Origin of the sequence: Bauldia sp. (assembly GCA_037200845.1) — a bacterium.
Classification (GTDB): domain Bacteria; phylum Pseudomonadota; class Alphaproteobacteria; order Rhizobiales; family Kaistiaceae; genus DASZQY01.
Genome location: JBBCGQ010000001.1, coordinates 2197437 through 2213646, shown reverse-complemented (window position 1 = coordinate 2213646; position 16210 = coordinate 2197437). Strand labels below are relative to the sequence as shown.

Annotated in this window: 14 protein-coding genes and 1 tRNA gene; 8 read left to right on the top strand and 7 right to left on the bottom strand. The window is 67.3% G+C overall.

The genetic code is table 11. The features are described 5' to 3' along the window. Positions 1–58: 58 nt before the first annotated feature. The 3 genes from WDM94_10885 to WDM94_10875 all read right to left on the bottom strand — a co-directional run bounded on the left by WDM94_10885 (position 59) and on the right by WDM94_10875 (position 2598). A complete protein-coding gene (locus WDM94_10885; protein ID MEJ0013107.1) occupies positions 59–238 on the bottom strand; it encodes a hypothetical protein in 180 nt (59 codons plus the stop codon). A gap of 52 nt (positions 239–290) precedes the next feature. Then, entirely contained in the window at positions 291–2084 is a 1794-nt protein-coding gene (locus tag WDM94_10880) for an IlvD/Edd family dehydratase (protein MEJ0013106.1), read from the bottom strand. Positions 2085–2220: 136 nt separating this feature from the next. Next, positions 2221–2598 (bottom strand): endonuclease domain-containing protein, encoded by a 378-nt coding sequence (locus WDM94_10875; protein ID MEJ0013105.1) that lies wholly within the window; start codon positions 2596–2598, stop codon positions 2221–2223. A gap of 249 nt (positions 2599–2847) precedes the next feature. Here WDM94_10875 and WDM94_10870 point away from each other — a divergent pair, with 249 nt between their 5' ends. Continuing rightward, positions 2848–4284 (top strand): aldehyde dehydrogenase family protein, encoded by a 1437-nt coding sequence (locus WDM94_10870; GenBank protein ID MEJ0013104.1) that lies wholly within the window; start codon positions 2848–2850, stop codon positions 4282–4284. Between the two features lie 281 nt (positions 4285–4565). Here WDM94_10870 and WDM94_10865 read toward each other — a convergent pair whose 3' ends face one another. Next, positions 4566–5141 (bottom strand): BA14K family protein, encoded by a 576-nt coding sequence (locus tag WDM94_10865; GenBank protein MEJ0013103.1) that lies wholly within the window; start codon positions 5139–5141, stop codon positions 4566–4568. Between the two features lie 225 nt (positions 5142–5366). On the opposite strand from WDM94_10865, the gene WDM94_10860 reads away from it, so the two are divergent. Then, a complete protein-coding gene (locus tag WDM94_10860; GenBank protein MEJ0013102.1) occupies positions 5367–6224 on the top strand; it encodes an amidohydrolase family protein in 858 nt (285 codons plus the stop codon). 9 nt (positions 6225–6233) lie between these two features. Here the strand turns inward: WDM94_10860 and WDM94_10855 are convergent. Further along, positions 6234–6327 (bottom strand) — tRNA-Ser (locus WDM94_10855). 469 nt (positions 6328–6796) lie between these two features. Here WDM94_10855 and WDM94_10850 point away from each other — a divergent pair. The 4 genes from WDM94_10850 (at position 6797) to WDM94_10835 (ending at position 11116) form a co-directional block, all read left to right on the top strand. Next, positions 6797–7831, top strand: coding sequence for a porin (locus tag WDM94_10850; protein MEJ0013101.1), 1035 nt, complete (start codon positions 6797–6799; stop codon positions 7829–7831). Positions 7832–7987: 156 nt separating this feature from the next. After that, a complete protein-coding gene (locus tag WDM94_10845) occupies positions 7988–10123 on the top strand; it encodes an OmpA family protein (protein ID MEJ0013100.1) in 2136 nt (711 codons plus the stop codon). 1 nt (position 10124) lies between these two features. Beyond that, the gene (locus tag WDM94_10840; GenBank protein ID MEJ0013099.1) at positions 10125–10265 is read left to right on the top strand and encodes a hypothetical protein; all 141 of its coding nucleotides are present in this window, start codon (positions 10125–10127) and stop codon (positions 10263–10265) included. Next, positions 10262–11116 carry a hypothetical protein gene (locus tag WDM94_10835; protein ID MEJ0013098.1) on the top strand — a complete coding sequence of 285 codons (855 nt, stop codon included), beginning with the start codon at positions 10262–10264 and terminating at the stop codon, positions 11114–11116. Before WDM94_10840 ends, WDM94_10835 begins: the two co-directional genes overlap by 4 nt. On the opposite strand, the gene WDM94_10830 is transcribed toward WDM94_10835, so the two are convergent. Both WDM94_10830 and WDM94_10825 read right to left on the bottom strand, forming a co-directional pair. Then, positions 11113–12036 carry an alpha/beta hydrolase gene (locus WDM94_10830; GenBank protein MEJ0013097.1) on the bottom strand — a complete coding sequence of 308 codons (924 nt, stop codon included), beginning with the start codon at positions 12034–12036 and terminating at the stop codon, positions 11113–11115. The two genes, WDM94_10835 and WDM94_10830, sit on opposite strands and share 4 nt — an antisense overlap. A 97-nt stretch (positions 12037–12133) precedes the next feature. Further along, positions 12134–14425, bottom strand: coding sequence for a lytic transglycosylase domain-containing protein (locus WDM94_10825; GenBank protein ID MEJ0013096.1), 2292 nt, complete (start codon positions 14423–14425; stop codon positions 12134–12136). Between the two features lie 246 nt (positions 14426–14671). On the opposite strand from WDM94_10825, the gene dapA reads away from it, so the two are divergent. Together dapA and smpB are read left to right on the top strand one after the other, a co-directional pair. Continuing rightward, a complete protein-coding gene (dapA, locus tag WDM94_10820; protein MEJ0013095.1) occupies positions 14672–15547 on the top strand; it encodes a 4-hydroxy-tetrahydrodipicolinate synthase in 876 nt (291 codons plus the stop codon). A 9-nt stretch (positions 15548–15556) separates the two neighbouring features. Further along, complete coding sequence (gene smpB, locus WDM94_10815; GenBank protein ID MEJ0013094.1) at positions 15557–16033, top strand: SsrA-binding protein SmpB; 477 nt, start codon at positions 15557–15559, stop codon at positions 16031–16033. The last annotated feature ends 177 nt before the right edge of the window (positions 16034–16210 follow it).

The following is a 16210-nucleotide window of genomic DNA, read 5'->3' as shown; positions in this document are numbered from 1 at the left end:
AGGATGCCTCCCCGCAAGGCGAAGGTATGGCGCCGAGTCCTGTTTGCTGGCCCGGTCGCTAGCCCTTGAACACCGGCACCTTGATGCCGCGCTTCACCATCTCCTCGCCGAGCTTGTCGGGCACCGGGCGGCAGCCGCAATGCCTGGCGTGCGCGACGTGCCAGGCGATGCGCTGATCGAGCGTCGGATTCTTCGGCATCGGGTTGGCGTCGTGCCAGGCGGCGTTGATTTTGCCCATGCCGTCATCCTCGGCAAGGCCGGCCGCGCCGGCCTTGCGCCAGATCAATCCGTCAGTGGTTGTCGCGCGGGATGCCGAACGTCTTGGCGACGTGCTGGTACTTGATCGCCGGCTTGAGGACCATGCCTTCCGAAAACTGATCGACGATGCCGCGCTGGATTTCCTGCCACGGCGTCTGGCTCGCGGGTATCGGGAAGCCGCCGTGCGCATTGAGGTCGGCGCGCCGCTTCGCCAGCTCAGCATCGTCGACCAGAATGTTGGCCTCGCCCTTGTTGAGGTCGATGCGGATCGGGTCGCCGGTCTTGACCAGCGCCAGCCCGCCGCCGGCCGCCGCCTCCGGCGAAGCATTGAGAATGGACGGCGAACCGGACGTGCCCGACTGGCGGCCGTCGCCGATGCAGGGCAGGGAGTGGATGCCGCGTTTGATGAGCGCCGCCGGCGGCTGCATGTTCACGACCTCGGCGCCGCCGGGGTAGCCGATCGGCCCGGTGCCGCGGACGAACAGCATCGAGTTTTCATCGATGGCGAGCGCCGGATCGTCGATGCGGTGGTGATAATCCTCCGGCCCCTCGAACACGACCGCCTTGCCCTCGAAGGCGTTGGGCGACTTCGGGTTGGAAAGATAGCGGTTGCGGAATTCCGGCGTGATGACGCTGGTCTTCATGATCGCGGAATCGAACAGGTTGCCGCGGAGCACGATGAAGCCGGCATCCTTGACCAGCGGCTCGCCGAACGGACGGATGACGTCCTTGTCCTCGATCTCGCGGCCCTTGCAGTTCTCCGCGAGCGTCTTGCCGTTGGCGGTGATGGCGTTGCGGATCAGGCCCTGCTTGTCGAGCTCGTTGACCACGGCCGGGACGCCACCGGCACGATGATATTCCTCGCCGAGATATTTGCCGGCCGGCTGCAGGTTGACCAGCAGCGGCACCTTGTGACCGATCGTCTCCCAATCGTCGATGTCGAGCTTGACGCCGACGTGGCGGGCGATGGCATTCAGATGTATCGGCGCATTGGTCGAGCCGCCGATGGCGGAGTTGACCACGATGGCGTTCTCGAATGCCTCGCGCGTCAGAATATCGGACGGCTTCAGGTCCTCCCACACCATCTCGACGGCGCGCAGCCCGGTCTCATAGGCGATCTGCCCGCGCTCGCGGTAGGGCGCCGGGATCGCGGCGCAGCCGGGCAGGGACATGCCGAGCGCCTCGGCCAGCGAATTCATCGTCGAGGCCGTGCCCATGGTGTTGCAGTGACCGGCCGAGGGCGCCGAGGACGCGGCGATCTTGATGAATTCCTCGTAGTCGATCTCGCCGGCCGCGAGCTGCTCGCGCGCCTTCCACACGATGGTGCCCGAGCCGGAGCGTTCGCCCTTCCACCAGCCGTTCAGCATCGGCCCGCCCGACAGAACGATTGCCGGAATATCGACGGTCGCCGCCGCCATGATGCAGGCCGGCGTGGTCTTGTCGCAGCCGGTGGTCAGCACGACGCCGTCGAGCGGATAGCCGTACAGGACCTCGACTAGCCCCAGGTACGCAAGGTTACGGTCGAGCGCCGCGGTCGGCCGCTTGCCCGTCTCCTGAATCGGATGGACCGGAAACTCCATCGCCAGCCCGCCGGCGGCGCGGATGCCTTCGCGCACGCGCTTGGCAAGCTCCAGGTGATGGCGATTGCAGGGCGACAGGTCCGAGCCGGTCTGGGCAATGCCGATGATCGGCTTGCCCGACTGCAGCTCCTCGCGCGTCAGGCCATAGTTCAGGTAGCGCTCGAGATAGAGCGCGGTCATGCCCGGGTTGGCGGGATTATCGAACCATGCCTTCGACCGGAGATCGGCCTTGTTCTTCTTTGCCATCGCGATTGCCTTCGAGCCACGCGGCCGCAGGGAGGCGGCGCCACGCAGCGTGTTAGCACCCGGCGGCTTTTTCTGTCGACTGGGTGGGCCTCCGCGAGGCGCCAACCTCCCCCTTGAGGGGAGGTTGGAATTCGCGTCAGCGAATTTCGGGAGGCGGGCTGTTCGCCGCCGCGAGAATTGCCGCGCAGACGCCCTCGATGTTGCCGATGACGCCGTTATTCCAGACGCGCAGGAGCCGGTAGCCTTGCCGGCCTAGCCACGTGTCGCGGTCAGCATCACGGGCAGCCGCATCGGGCGAACCATGCTGGCCACCATCGACCTCGACAATCAGCCTTCGTTGCGGGCAAAAGAAATCGACGATGTACGGCCCGATCGGCGTCTGGCGCCGGAACCGCAGCTCGCCGATGCCGGGTTTGCGCAGATAGCGCCAGAGCAATGCCTCGGCCTCGGTCATCTCCCGCCGCATGGTCTTGGCAAATCGCCTGTTGCTCGAAGCGATCTTGCGGCGCGGCATCCCCCCTCCCGAAGTTCGACGAGCGAAGAGGCTCGCCGAACTTCGACCTCCCCTCAAGGGGGAGGTTGATTTGCTGCCGGATCGGCGCGTCAAGGTCCCCCTCGAGGGGAGGTCGAAATCGCGCAGCGATTTCGGGAGGGGGGATTTCTCGGGCATCCGCTTGCCCTATCTAATAGGCCATCCCGCTTGACCCAGCGCCGCCCCCGCGCGATCCATCCACCCCGACAAGTCCCCGACGGAGCCGCCGCCATGACCGAACTCCACCGCAACTTCATCGCCGGCGAATGGGTGGCGGGCGAGGGTATCCCCAACATCAATCCGTCGAACACCGACGACGTCGTCGGCGAGTACGCCCGCGCCTCGGCGGCCGACGTGCAGAACGCCATCGCCGCTGCCAAGGCTGCCTTTCCGGCGTGGTCGCGTTCGGGCATCCAGCAGCGCCACGACATCCTGAAGGCGGCGTCGGACGAGATCCTGAAGCGGCGCGAGGAGATCGGGCGGCTCTTGTCGCGCGAGGAAGGCAAGACGCTCGCCGAGGGCATCGGCGAGACGGTGCGGGCCGGGCAGATTTTCGATTTCTTCGCCGGCGAATGTCTGCGCCTCACCGGCGAGTCGGTGCCCTCGGTCCGCCCCGGCATTGAGGTGAACATGACGCGCGAGGCGGTCGGCGTCGTCGGCATCATCACGCCGTGGAATTTCCCGATCGCGATTCCGTCGTGGAAGATCGCGCCGGCGCTCGCGCACGGCAACACCATCGTCTTCAAGCCGGCCGACCTGGTGCCGGGCTCATCGTGGGCGATCGTCGATATACTCGTGCGCGCCGGCCTGCCCAAGGGCGTGCTCAATCTCGTCATGGGCAAGGGCTCGGTCGTCGGCCAGGCGATGCTCGACTCGCCCGACATCAACGCGCTGACCTTCACCGGCTCGGTCACCACCGGCCGCCGCGTCGCCGATGCGTCGGTCAAGGTGCTGCGCAAGTTCCAGTTGGAGATGGGGGGCAAGAACCCGCTGGTCGTGCTTGACGATGCCGATCTCAAAGTCGCCGTCGAGGTTGCCGCCAACGGGTCTTACTTCTCGACCGGCCAGCGCTGCACGGCATCGTCGCGCCTCGTCGTCACCGCCGGCATCCACGACAAGTTCGTCGCGGCACTCACCGAGCGCCTCAAGGGCCTCGTCGTCGACGACGCGCTGAAGGACGGCACGCACATCGGCCCGGTGGTCGATCCGTCGCAGCTCAAGCAGGACGAGGACTACATCAAAATCGCCAAGGACGAGGGCGCGACGCTTGCCTTCGGCGGCAGCCGGCTGACGCGCGCTACGCCCGGCTTCTATCTCGAGCCGGCGCTGTTCACCGACACCAAGCCCGAGATGCGCATCAACCGCGAGGAAGTCTTCGGCCCGGTGGCGAGCGTCATCCGCGTCAAGGACTACGACGAGGCGCTGGCGGTGGCGAACGACACGCCCTTCGGCCTGACCTCGGGCATCTGCACGACGAGCCTCAAGTACGCGACGCACTTCAAGCGCAACTCAGAGGCCGGCATGGTGATGGTCAACCTGCCGACGGCGGGCGTCGATTATCACGTGCCGTTCGGCGGCCGCAAAGGCTCGAGCTACGGCCCGCGCGAGCAGGGGCGGTATGCGCAGGAGTTTTTCACGACGGTGAAGACGGCGTACACGCAGGCGTAGGCCGAGCGCAGGGGCCAGGGGAGGATAGACACCCCTCCCCAAAACGCCTCCGGCGTTTTGACCCTCCCACAAGGGGAGGGTTCAGCCTTGTTGAAACACCGCGCTCCAACAAACGCCACTTGAGCCCTTCCCCTTGTGGGAGGGCCAAAACCGCAAAGCGGTTTTGGGGAGGGGTGTGTCTCCCGCCCACAGCTTCATGCAGCATCGGAAGCACGGTGAGGATGAGCGATTTGGGGAGGGGTATTCCTCTCCTCCCCAACGCGGCGCGGAACAGCGACCCCCTACGGACACATCCGCTTATCGCCCGACAGCGTCACCACCATCCCGGTCGTCATATTGAACGACTTGTAATGCGCCTTGCACCACGTCAGCCACTCGTCCGACCACGGCGTCAGTCCGCTGCTCGCCGGTCCCTTGCTAGTGCCGACTGACGCCGACGCGGTCTCGGCCGGTTTCGGCTTGGGCTTCACGGGCGCTGCCGGCGGGTCCGCCGTCGTGTCGGTGACCGCCGCATCGCCCGGCGCAAGGTCAATGGAGCCCGTGTCGCCGGGGTCGGCGTCTCCTTGCGGGAACACATCGAACGGCCCGCCGATCGCCTGGTCCGTGTCGGCGGTGCCGAAATAGGCCGAGGACGTCGGGAATTCCGGCTCGTCATCGAGATTGAGGCAGCGATAATAGGCCTGGTCCTCGACCCGCTGGCGGGCGCCTTCCGCCTGGTCGCCGGCGGCCATGTCGATGCGCGCCGAGGCGTATTCGCGGGCGTACAGCGCGCAGTAGGCCGGCGATGCCGCCGACGCCGGTTCCCATCCCCCCGCTACTCCCAACGCAAGACAACACAACGCTACGCTTGTCTTCATCTTGTTTTTCGAGGCTCCCGCACGCGCCCCGCCCGGTGGGGATCGTCCCGTCAATTCTTGGTGAGAAATGGTTCGGCTAGTGTCTGGAAAATGGCAAAAACAACAATGGTGGAAAACGGTGGAACTACCGGGCATCGTCGGTCGCTACGGCCCTTGGGCGCAACAGGCGCCGCCGCGATGCCCCCGCTATCCCCACCGCAACGATAAGAACCCGGAGGATCAAAAATGCCCGACTTCCCGATCGTCGATTGTCACGTCCACCTCTACGACGGGAAGTCGATCGTCTACCCGTGGATGAAGGGCGAGCCGGTATTGGACCGCAACCACGACTCGGCGGTGTTCAGCGCGGCTATCGCGCCGGTCGTTGTGGACAAGATCGTCTTCGTGGAGGTCGACGCGGCGCCGGGCACCAACTTCGACGAGGTGGGCTGGGTCGAGAACGCCGCCAAGACCGACCCGCGCATCCAGGCAATGGTGGCTACGGTCGCCCTCGAAAAGGGCAAGGCCGTCGAATCGGAGGTTGCCCGGTTCGCTCGCCGGCCACTTGCGCGCGACATCCGCCGGCTGATCCAGGGGCATGTCGACAAGCCCGGCTGGTGCCTGCGTCCGGACTACCTCGACGGGGTGAAGATCGTCGCGGAGTACGGTCTTGGCTGCGAAATCGGCATCAAGCATTCGCAGATGCGTGACGCCATCCGTCTGGTGGAGCTCTTCCCGCACGTCCGATTCTCGTTCGACCACATCGGAAAGCCGGGGATAAAGGCCGGGCTGGTCGAGCCGTGGAAATCGGAGATTCGGGCCCTGGCTCAGCTCCCGAACGTCATCTGCAAGATATCGGGGGTGGTTACGGAGGCGGATCGCGATTCGTGGAGCTACGACACCGTCGCTCCCTACATTTCGCACGCGATCGACGTGTTCGGCTTCGACCGGGTGATGTTCGGCGGCGACTGGCCGGTGGTGGATCTTGCCCGCTGCACCTATCCGCAGTGGGTCGGGATCGTCGATCGGATCGTCGCGGGCGCGTCACCGGCCGAGCAGCGTAAGCTGTTCAGGGACAATGCAATTCGCCACTACCGCATGTGAAACGGAAGGTGGCGGAGACGGAGGGATTCGAACCCTCGATACAGCTTTTCAACCGTATAACGGTTTAGCAAACCGCCGCCTTCAGCCTCTCGGCCACGTCTCCCCACACACGGGGGAATACGCACCAAACAATGCCGCATCAAGGGGAATCATGCTGACCCCGGATGGGCACATGTGGCAGAAATGCCATCCCGGATTCAGCGAATCGTTCGGCGTCCAAATGGCCGTGCAGGTCGCCGTTCCTCAAGCGTGCGTTAATTCCGGAGGAGACTTTCGTGCCAAATCTGCAACATCGATTTGAAAACAGGGGGGTAGCGGGGTCCGAAGCTGCTTTCTCGATTGCACGTGGCCGGGGGTTGGATCAGTTTCCACTGGCGAAACGCGGGGTGCCCTGCGGATCGTGTTCTTCGGGCGGTGACCCAGGGGTGGGTCGACAATCTCTCGGCAGAACTATCTCGCGGGGAACTGGGACAGACTTAGCAAGAGCTCGGAATTGACCGGATGCCGAAAGGCGAACGGGAGCTTCGGCAAGAACGAACCTGCCCCTTAAACAATTGGTTGGAGGTCAGGACATGACACTTAAGACCTTACTCCTTGGCTCCGCTGCCGCTTTCGCGGTTGTTGGTGGTGCCCAGGCCGCAGACCTTTCGGTTGCCGAGCCGGTCGAGAGCGTACGGATTTGTGACGCTTTCGCTGGTGGCTACTGGTACATCCCGGGTTCGGACACCTGCCTCAAGATTGGTGGCAGCGTCGAATTCCAGGTGAACTTGCACTCGCTGGCGTCAAACGCTTCGCCGTCTCACTCGGGCAACTGGGACTTCCTCACGAAGTTCGGCCTGACTGCCGATGCGCGTTCGGTCGTCGATGTCGGCACGCTCGAGGGCTACGTCAAGATCAAGGGAACTTTTGACGGTGTTGGCACTACGCCGACCGTGACGACGGATGAGGCCTGGCTGTCTCTCGGCGCCCTGAAGGCTGGTCACTTTGACTCGCCCTTCAAGCCGGGTTCGGGCTTCGTCGATTACATCACCACCACTTCGAATGTTGGCTCCAATAACAAGCTGCAGCTCGGTTGGGCCGCGGCTGGCTTTGGCCTCGCCCTCGGTATCGAAGATCCGCGTGAGACCTGGGGCTCGTCGCTCCCGGACTCGTGGTCGATGCCTCTCATCACGGGTGCGATCACTGCCTCTTCGGGTAGCGTCGCTGGCTTCCTGTCGGCTGGTTTCGTCCAGCTCGATGGTTCCGGTGGAACCTCGACGACTGCTTGGGGCGTGTCCGGCAAGGTCGATATCGGTATCGGCGCCAACGACAAGCTCAAGCTGATCGGCATCTACGGCGACGGCAAGTTCGTCGGCGGCGGCGGCAACGGCTACAACAACGGTTGGAGCGCGATCGCGTCGTTCCAGCACCTGTTCAGCTCGAAGCTCGCCTTCGACGTCGATTACTCGTACCTGCACGCCGCTCAGGGCTCGCCGACTGCTGACACCTGGAATATCGCTGGTGACTTGGTCTGGACCCCGTACACCAACTTCAAGGGCAAGCTCATTGCCGGTTGGACGAACACGGGTACCTGGTCTGGCCGGGTCTCGCTGGCTCGTTCCTGGTAATCGCTTAGCGATCACCTGACGCAAACTGGATTGGGCCCGGCGGTCTTCCGCCGGGCCTTTTCATTTGTGGCTGTCGGCAACCCGGCCGGCGCCGCATTCTCACCGCGATCGCTGGTTCATCTGCTGTCTGCGGCGCATTTCGGGTAAACAGGCGGCATGAACTGGCAACGCTGGATCCGGCCCGGCCTGGTCGCGACTTTCCTGGTCGCGGTCATCGCGCTGGTTATGCGCGACGGCCCGGTGGAGCGGGACATTGCGGGACGCGTGACGGCGGAGCTTGCCGCCCAAGGGCTGGGCTGGGCGTCGGTCGATGTTTCCGCGCGCGATGTAACCATCCACGGCATGGCTCCGTCGGTCGAGGCGCAACAGCAGTCGGCCGAGGTCACGGCGGCGGTGCGCGGCGTGCGCGGCGTGGCCAACGCCAGCGAGCTCCTGCCGATTGTTTCACCCTACGTCTGGAGCGCGAAGCGCGACGGCCGGTCCGTCACACTATCCGGGGCGGTGCCTTCGGAAGGTTCGCGGGCCGCGCTGCTCGCCGCGGCGCGGCGGGCGCTGCCGGAGGCCGAGATACGCGACACCATGGCGCTCGGGCGCGGGGCGCCGGCGAGCTTCAATTCGGCGGCGACCTTCAGCCTGGCGCGGCTGGCAGCGCTGGGCGACGGCGTCGTGACGCTCACCGACTCGACGTTGGCGGTGAACGGCACTGCGGCGAGCGCCGAGGCATATGCCGACGCCCGCGCGGCTTTCGCCGAGCAGTTGCCGGCGTCGATCAACCTCGGGCCGATCGACGTCCTGCCGGCGCGCGCCGACCCCTTCGTCTTCTCCGCGAATTTCGACGGCAAGGCGGTGACGCTGGTCGGCTTCGTGCCCAACGACATCGTGCACCGGACTCTGGTCGCGACGACGAAGGCGACGCTGCCCGGCGCGCCGATCTCCGACGCGGTGGTGGTTGCCTCCGGCGATCCGCCCGGCTTCGCCGAGGCGGCGAGTTTCGCCATCGCGCAGCTCGACCGCATGCACGACGGCGGCGTCACGCTCGACGGACTTAATCTCGACGTCTCGGGCACGGCCAAGAGCGTCGATGATTACGAGGCGCTGCTCGAGAATCTGTCGAGCGGATTGCCGCAAGGGATGAAGATCGTCTCGGCGGCGATCGCGCCGGCGGTGGCTTCGCCGTACGGCTGGTCGGCCGAGAAGAACGGGGCCGCGGTCGTGCTCAGCGGCTATGTGCCGTCGGCGGAGGATCACGACGAGGTCGTGGCGACGGCGCGCATCGTGTTCGCCGGCGACACTATCGACGACCGCGTGCGCGTTGCGGCCGGGGAGCCGCGCATGGACTGGATCGGCGCGATCAAATTCGCGATGGGCCAGCTTGGGCGCCTCGGGCGCGGCAAGGTGGAGATCGGCGAGCAGACGTACGCGATCGAAGGCGAGGCGGCGACGGCCGAGGCGTACGGCGAGATCCTCGACGCCAACGGCCGCACGCTGCCGGCGAGCCTTACGCTGGCGCGGGGCGCAGTCACGCCGCCGCGGGTGACGCCGTTCCGCTTCACGGCCGAGCGCCGCGCCGGCGGCATCGCGATGAGCGGCTATGTTCCCGACGAAGCGACACGCGAGGCGATCTTCGATGCGGCGCACCGTAAGTTCGGTGCGGTCGAAATTTCCGGCGATCTGGTTTTTGCCGCGGGCGCGCCCGACGGCTTCGCCGATGCCGCGATCGCCGCGCTGCAGGCGCTGAGCCGCCTTGTCGGCGGCCACGTCGACGTCGTCGATAACACCGTCAGCGTGCAGGGCCTGGTCTACCAGCCGGCCGCGGTCGGCGACATTGCCGACGCGCTGTCGGCGGCGCTGCCCGACGGGTTCACCGGCGACGCTACCGGAGTCGAGACGCGGCAGGAGGACCAGACTGTAGCTGCCGCCGATTGCCGCGATCAGTTGCAGGCCGTGCTGCAGGCGGGGCGGATTGCCTTCGACGGTGCGCAGGCGGAGATCGCAACCGACAGCGTCGGCGTGCTCGATCGCGTATCGGCGGTGGTTGCGCGCTGCCCCGACGCGAACATCGAGGTCGGCGCCCATTCCGATTCGGAAGGCTCGACATCGCGCAACCGCGACCGCACGCAGGCGCGAGCCGACGCGATCGTCGATTTCCTTGTATCCGCCGGAATCAAGCGCGAGCGTTTGACGGCGGTCGGCTACGGCGAAAAGGATCCGATCGCCGACAACACCACCGCCGCGGGCAAGGCGGCGAACCAGCGGATCGAATTCTCGGTCGCGCTTCCGGACGGCGGCTAGCATGCTTTACGTCATCGCGCAGTACTGGCCGTTCCTGATCGTGGCGCTGGTGCTCGGCGTGCTGGTCGGCTGGTGGTACCAGGACCCGCGTAGCGCCGACGACATGACGGCGTGGCTCGAGCCGGGGCGCGACGAGCCATGATCTGGCATTTTCTCGAGGTCTGGTTCCTGCTCGCCATCGCATTCGCGATCGGCTGCGTGCTCGGCACTTATCTTTACAGCTTCATCGCGGAAAGCCGGCTGGCGCTGGCGCAGGGCGCCGTCGCGGATCAGGTCGGCGACATCGTCGATCGGGTGAAGGCGTCGCTCGGTCTCAGTCCCGACTGGCGGCCGCAGCATTCCCGCGTCGTCGAGCGGCCGCTGCCGCGCGAGGAAGCGGCCGACGACATCGACGATGCGGAACTCGACGACCTGCCGCTGCCCGAGCCCGCGGCGCGCGAGGAACCGAGATTCGTCGAGGCCCCGACACCGGAGCGACGTCCGCGCCGCGAGGCCGCGATTGTCGAGGAAGAGGAACGGGAGGCGCCGCCCGCGGAGGAAGAAGTCACGCATTCCGGTTCCGCCGAGGCGGTCGCGGCCGACGACGTGGCGCCGATACGCCCGGCCGGGCTTGCGGCGCCGCGCGCCGGGGTGCCCGACAATCTGACGCGCATCCGCGGCGTCGGCGAGCGCAACGAGGCGAGGCTGAATTCGCTGGGCATCTATCACTTCGGCCAGATCGCGGCGTGGACGCCGGGTGAGGTGCGCTGGATCGGCGAGTACCTCGCGTTCCCCGAGCGGATCGAGCGCGACGACTGGGTCGGCCAGGCGATGATACTGGCGAGCGGCGGCGACACCGGCTTTGAGAAGTCGGCCGAACGGCGCCGGCGTCGGCGGCAGGAGCGCAAGCGCTCGTCGGGGGCCGAGCAGCTTGCCGTCGACGTCGAGACCATCATGGGACGGCGGCCGTCGGGGCCGCCCGCGGCCGACGACGAAGGCGACGACGACACCTAGCCCGATGGGGCGTCGAGGTCGAACTGCGGCATTTCCTTCGCGATCACGGCGTCGGGCGCGGGATCACCGCCTTCGACCCGCGCGATGAATGCGGCGATGCGCGTCAACAACGGGCCGCGCAGCAGCGGCGCGTGACCTTCGTTGGGCACCAGCGCGGTCTCGACGGAGGGGTGCGCCGCGGTCATCGCCGCCAGCGTCTCCGACGAGAGGAGATCGGAGTTGGCGCCGCGGATGGCGAGCACCGGAATGTCCTTGAGGGCGCGGAACTCGTCCCACAACGCCGGGATCGGCTGGTCGAACTCGACGCCGGCAAGCGTGGCGGAGAGCGCCGGATCGTAGTCGCCTTTCGGCGTGCCGCGATCGTCGGCGTAGGTGATGCGGGCGAAGTGGTCCCAGTCGGCCTCGCCCCAGGCGGTGAAGCTGCCGCCGTGGAGGCGCTTCTGGATGCGGACGGCGTCGGGCCAGTCGTCCGGCGTCGGCGTCAGGCCGACGTATGTCTTGATCCGGGCGAGGCCGCGCGCCTCGACGGCGGGGCCGATGTCGTTGAGCACCAGCGCCGCCACCGTCGCCGGGCGCATGGTCGCCATCAGCATTCCGACGATGCCGCCGCGCGAGGTGCCGACGATCACGGCGCGCGGGACGCCGAGCGCGGTCATGCCGTCGAAGATGTCGTTGGTTTCGGTGATCGGGTTGTAGCCGTCGCGCCGGCGGTCCCAGGCCGAGCGACCGCGGCCGCGATAATCGAAGGCGACGACGCGGCGCGGGCGCGCCTTATGGCCGGCGAGGAACGTAGCAAGCGTATCGAAATCGCGGGTGGTGCGCGTCAGCCCCGGCAGGCAGACGACGGGCAGCCACGGCGACAGGCGCTCGCCGTAGTCGCGGGCGTAGAGCGAGAGGCCATCGGTGCTGGAGTAAAACATGTCGCGCGCCACGACCGGCGGCGCGGGTTCCTCGAGGGGCGGCGGGGGCGGCTGCTTTGCCATCGCCGCCGGTTATCGGCCGGCGGACGGCGCGCGGTCAACCGGGCGCGCCGCGGCGCAGGTCCGCCTCGATGCGCAGCGTCGGCGCACCGAGGCGGGCGCGGTAGACCTGCAGGTTTTCCATGACGCGCTGGACGTAGTTGCGCGTCTCGGTGAACGGGATCAGCTCGATCCAGTTGACGACGTCGACGCTCGGGTCGCGCGGATCGCCGTGATCCTTGACCCACTGGGCGACGCGGCCGGCGCCGGCGTTGTAGGCGGCGAAGGTCATGACGTAGGAGCCGCCGAAATTATCGACGAGGTCTCCGAGGTGGGCGGCGCCGAGCGTCGCGTTGTAGGCGGGATCGGAGGTCAGCCGCGCCTTGGAGTAGGGCAGCCCGACGTCCTTGGCGACGCCCTTGGCGGTGGCGGGCATCAACTGCAGCAGGCCGCGCGCGCCGGCGCTCGAGATGGCGCCGGGGTTGAAGGCGCTCTCCTGGCGCGCGATGGCGAAGACGACCGGGCGCTCGATGCTCGGCGTCTTGGCTGAGTCGGGGATGGCGGAAGTCGGGAACGCCAGCGCCTCCACCGGCAGGCCGCGCACCGCCGCGCTCTTGCCGATCTGCAGCGCGAGCTGGTGGTTGCCGTCGCTCTCGGCCATGCCGGCGAGCAGCGCGATCTCGCCGGGATCGGCGAGCGTCTCGGCGAGATGGCGATAGATCAGCGCGGCGCGGTCGTTGTAGCCGATGGCGGTGAGGTGGCGGATGGCGACGACCAGTTCGCGATTGGCAAAGGTAGCGCGGGCGGTAGCGCTCGCCGCCGGCGGCGGCGCGATGCCGAGCGGGCCGGCGCCGATGCGGGCGGCGGCGAGCTGGCCGTAGAAGGTGGTGCGGAAGACAGCGGCGTTTGAGTATTGGGCGCGGGCGTTCTTGGTGTCGCCGGCGGCTTCGGCGGTGCGGCCCAGCCAGTACTCGGCCCGCGACAGGCTGAGCGGCATGGTCGAGAGCGCGGCGATGGCGGCGAAGTGGCCGCGGGCCAGGGCCGGGTCGTGCAGATATTCCAGCGCGTACCAGCCGGCGTGGAACTCGGCCTCGGCCTGCAGCGTCGGCGACTCGGCGGCGTGGTTGGCGGCGAGATTGTACGCGAGCTTCGCCTCGCCCTGCTCGATGAGGGCGCGCGAGACGAGCCGGCGCTCGACCCACCAGGTGTCCGGGCTGACGATGCTGGCGACGTCGCGCGGCGCGGCGGCGAGCAGGCGCGCCGCCTCGTCGATCTTGCCGGCGCGGCGGGCGACCTCAATGCGGGCGTAGGTGTAGACCGTGTCCCGCTTGACGGAGGCGGGGAGGGCGTCCAGCGCCTTGCCGGCCTTCGACGAGCCGCGGATGGCGAGTTGCACGGCCTTGGCGAGGGCGACCTCGCTCTTGTCGATCAGTGCCGCGGTGCGGAGCGCCTCGTTGGTGTGCTCGGTGTAGAGCAGGCGGTCGAGGCGGGCCTTGTGGTCAGCCGGGCGCAGCAGCGAGGCGAACGACTTCAGCACCGCATTCTCGGTCGATTGCGAGAAATTCCCGTCGCGCCAGAAGGCGCGCATCAGCTTCGCCGCGTCATCGCGGCGGCCGGCGGCGAGGTAGGCGTTGGCGAGCAGCACCTTGCCGTCGTCGGAACTTGGACGGCCGCTCGGGAAGGCGCGGATGACGGCGTCGGGCGCCGGCTTCTCACGCGCCAGCGCCTGCTCGTAGCGCAGCCGCATCAGCGCCTGGCCGGGCCAGTCGGCGAGTTTCTTCTGCAGGTCGGCGAGCATGGCGGAGCTCACGCCGGCATAGCCGCCGGTCGCGATCAGCCAGTTGACGATCTTGATGTCGACCCGGTCGGGCAGGGCGTAGGCGGCGAGCGCCGCGGCGCCGGGGTCGTTGTTTTCGAGCAGCTTGGCGGCGAGGCGCAAGCCGACGGCATCGATCGGCTTGCCGCCGATCGGCGGCGGCGGCGATGGAGCGTGGAGGTCCGGCCGCGCGGCGGCGGCTTCCGGTGCGTCGCTATCCTCGCTGGCGCTCGCTTCGTCCGGAGCGGCCTGCGAGATGAGGGCGCCGATCCCGTCGGTGCCGTTGTCTGCAGCGGTCTTCGCGGCCGGCTTGGTGCTGGCGGTTATGGCGGCGGCACCCGCGATGCGTGGCTTCAGCCGGGGCAGGGGAACGGGAGCCGCCTCCGTGGCGGCGGGTTTCGGCTTGGGCTTCGATGCGGCGAGCGCCTCGCCGGCGAGCGGCAGCAGCAGCGCGGCGACGGCCACGCCGGCGAGCAGCCGGAAACTGAAACTCGGGTGCCGCCGGCGCCAATCGCCGGGCAGTCTCAACGCCATGCCGTGTCGGTCCCTTCCGGTCCGCGCCGCTTCAAGAATCGCCCGTTTCGTCTTGCCCGGCCGACGGCCCGCCCTGCCATCCGCCATTGCCGCTTGAGGCTAGTGTGCCATAGTGAACGATTGTTTGACGACCCGCCGAAAAGGGCCGGTATCCTTGCCCGTGCGGTGGGGCGGGACTATGGTCGCCGCCAATTTTAACAAGCGCCTGATGGGGACGGGCGCCCGGGAAGCGGGGAAAACGCTCCGATGTTCAAGGGTTCGATCACCGCACTGGTGACTCCCATGCAGAACGGCAGCCTCGACGAGGAGGCCTTCCGCGGCTTTGTCGATTGGCAGATCGAGGAAGGGACGCACGGCCTGGTGCCGGTCGGCACCACCGGCGAAAGCCCGACGCTCAGCCACGACGAGCACCGGCGGATCGTGAAGCTGTGCATCGAGGTCGCCGACGGGCGCGTGCCGGTGATCGCCGGCGCCGGGTCCAACAACACCAAGGAAGCGATCGAGCTCGCGAAGTTCGCCGAGGAAGCCGGCGCCGACGGGCTGCTGGTGGTGACGCCGTACTACAACAAGCCGAACCAGGAAGGGCTCTACCAGCACTTCAAGGCGGTGAACGACGCCGTGGGCATCCCGATCTTCATCTACAACATCCCGCCGCGCTCGGTGATCGACATGAGCGTCGAGACGATGGCGCGGCTGTTCGAACTGAAGAATATCGCCGGCGTGAAGGACGCGACCGGCCGGATCGACCGCATCAGCCTGCAGCGTCACGCCATGGGCGCCGACTTCATCCAGTTGTCGGGCGACGACTCTACCGCGCTCGCCGTCATGGCGCACGGCGGCCACGGCTGCATTTCGGTCACGTCCAACATCGCGCCGAAGCTTTCGGCCGAGTTCCAGCAGGCGTGCCTCGCCGGCGATTATGCCAAGGCGCTGCTCTACCAGGACCGGCTGATGCCGCTGCACCGGGCGCTGTTCCTGGAGCCCAACCCGGCTGGCGTGAAGTACGCCCTCTCGGTCATCGGCAAGATGCGCGACGACGTCCGCCTGCCGATTGTCCGGGTCACGGACGGGACCAAGGCCGAGATCCGCGAAGCCATGGTACACGCGGGCCTCATCAACTAGATAAGCCTCATGGCTGACAAGAAACACGACCCGGCGAACCGCGACGCCGCGGTGAACCGCCGTGCGCGCTACAATTATGAAATCGGGCAGGTCTACGAGGCCGGCATTGCGCTGACCGGCACGGAGATCAAATCGCTGCGCGCCGGGCAATCGAACATCGCCGATTCCTACGCCGGCGAACGCAACGGCGAGCTGTGGCTCTACAACGCCTATATCCCGGAATACCTGCAGGCCAACCGCTTCAACCACGAGACGCGGCGTCCGCGGAAGCTGCTCCTCCACAAGCGCGAGATCAGCCGGCTGATCGGCGCCGTCGACAAGGAGGGCATGACGCTGGTGCCGCTGAAGGTGTTCTTCAACGACAAGGGGCGGGCCAAGGTGGAGCTGGCCGTGGCGCGCGGCAAGAAGCTGCACGACAAGCGCGAGACTTCGAAGGCGCGGGATTGGGGGCGGGAGAAGGCGCGGTTGTTGCGGGATAAGGGATAGGGCGCGGGCGTGGAGGTCGGCGTTTCCTGAGGCACACCCCTCCCCAAAACCGCTGCGCGGTTTTGGCCCTCCCGCAAGGGGAGGGCTCAAGCGGAGTTTTGTTGGGGCGCGGTGTTTCAATTCGGCGAACCCTCCCCTTGCGGGGGCGATTATCCTGGACTTGACAGTGCTAGGAAA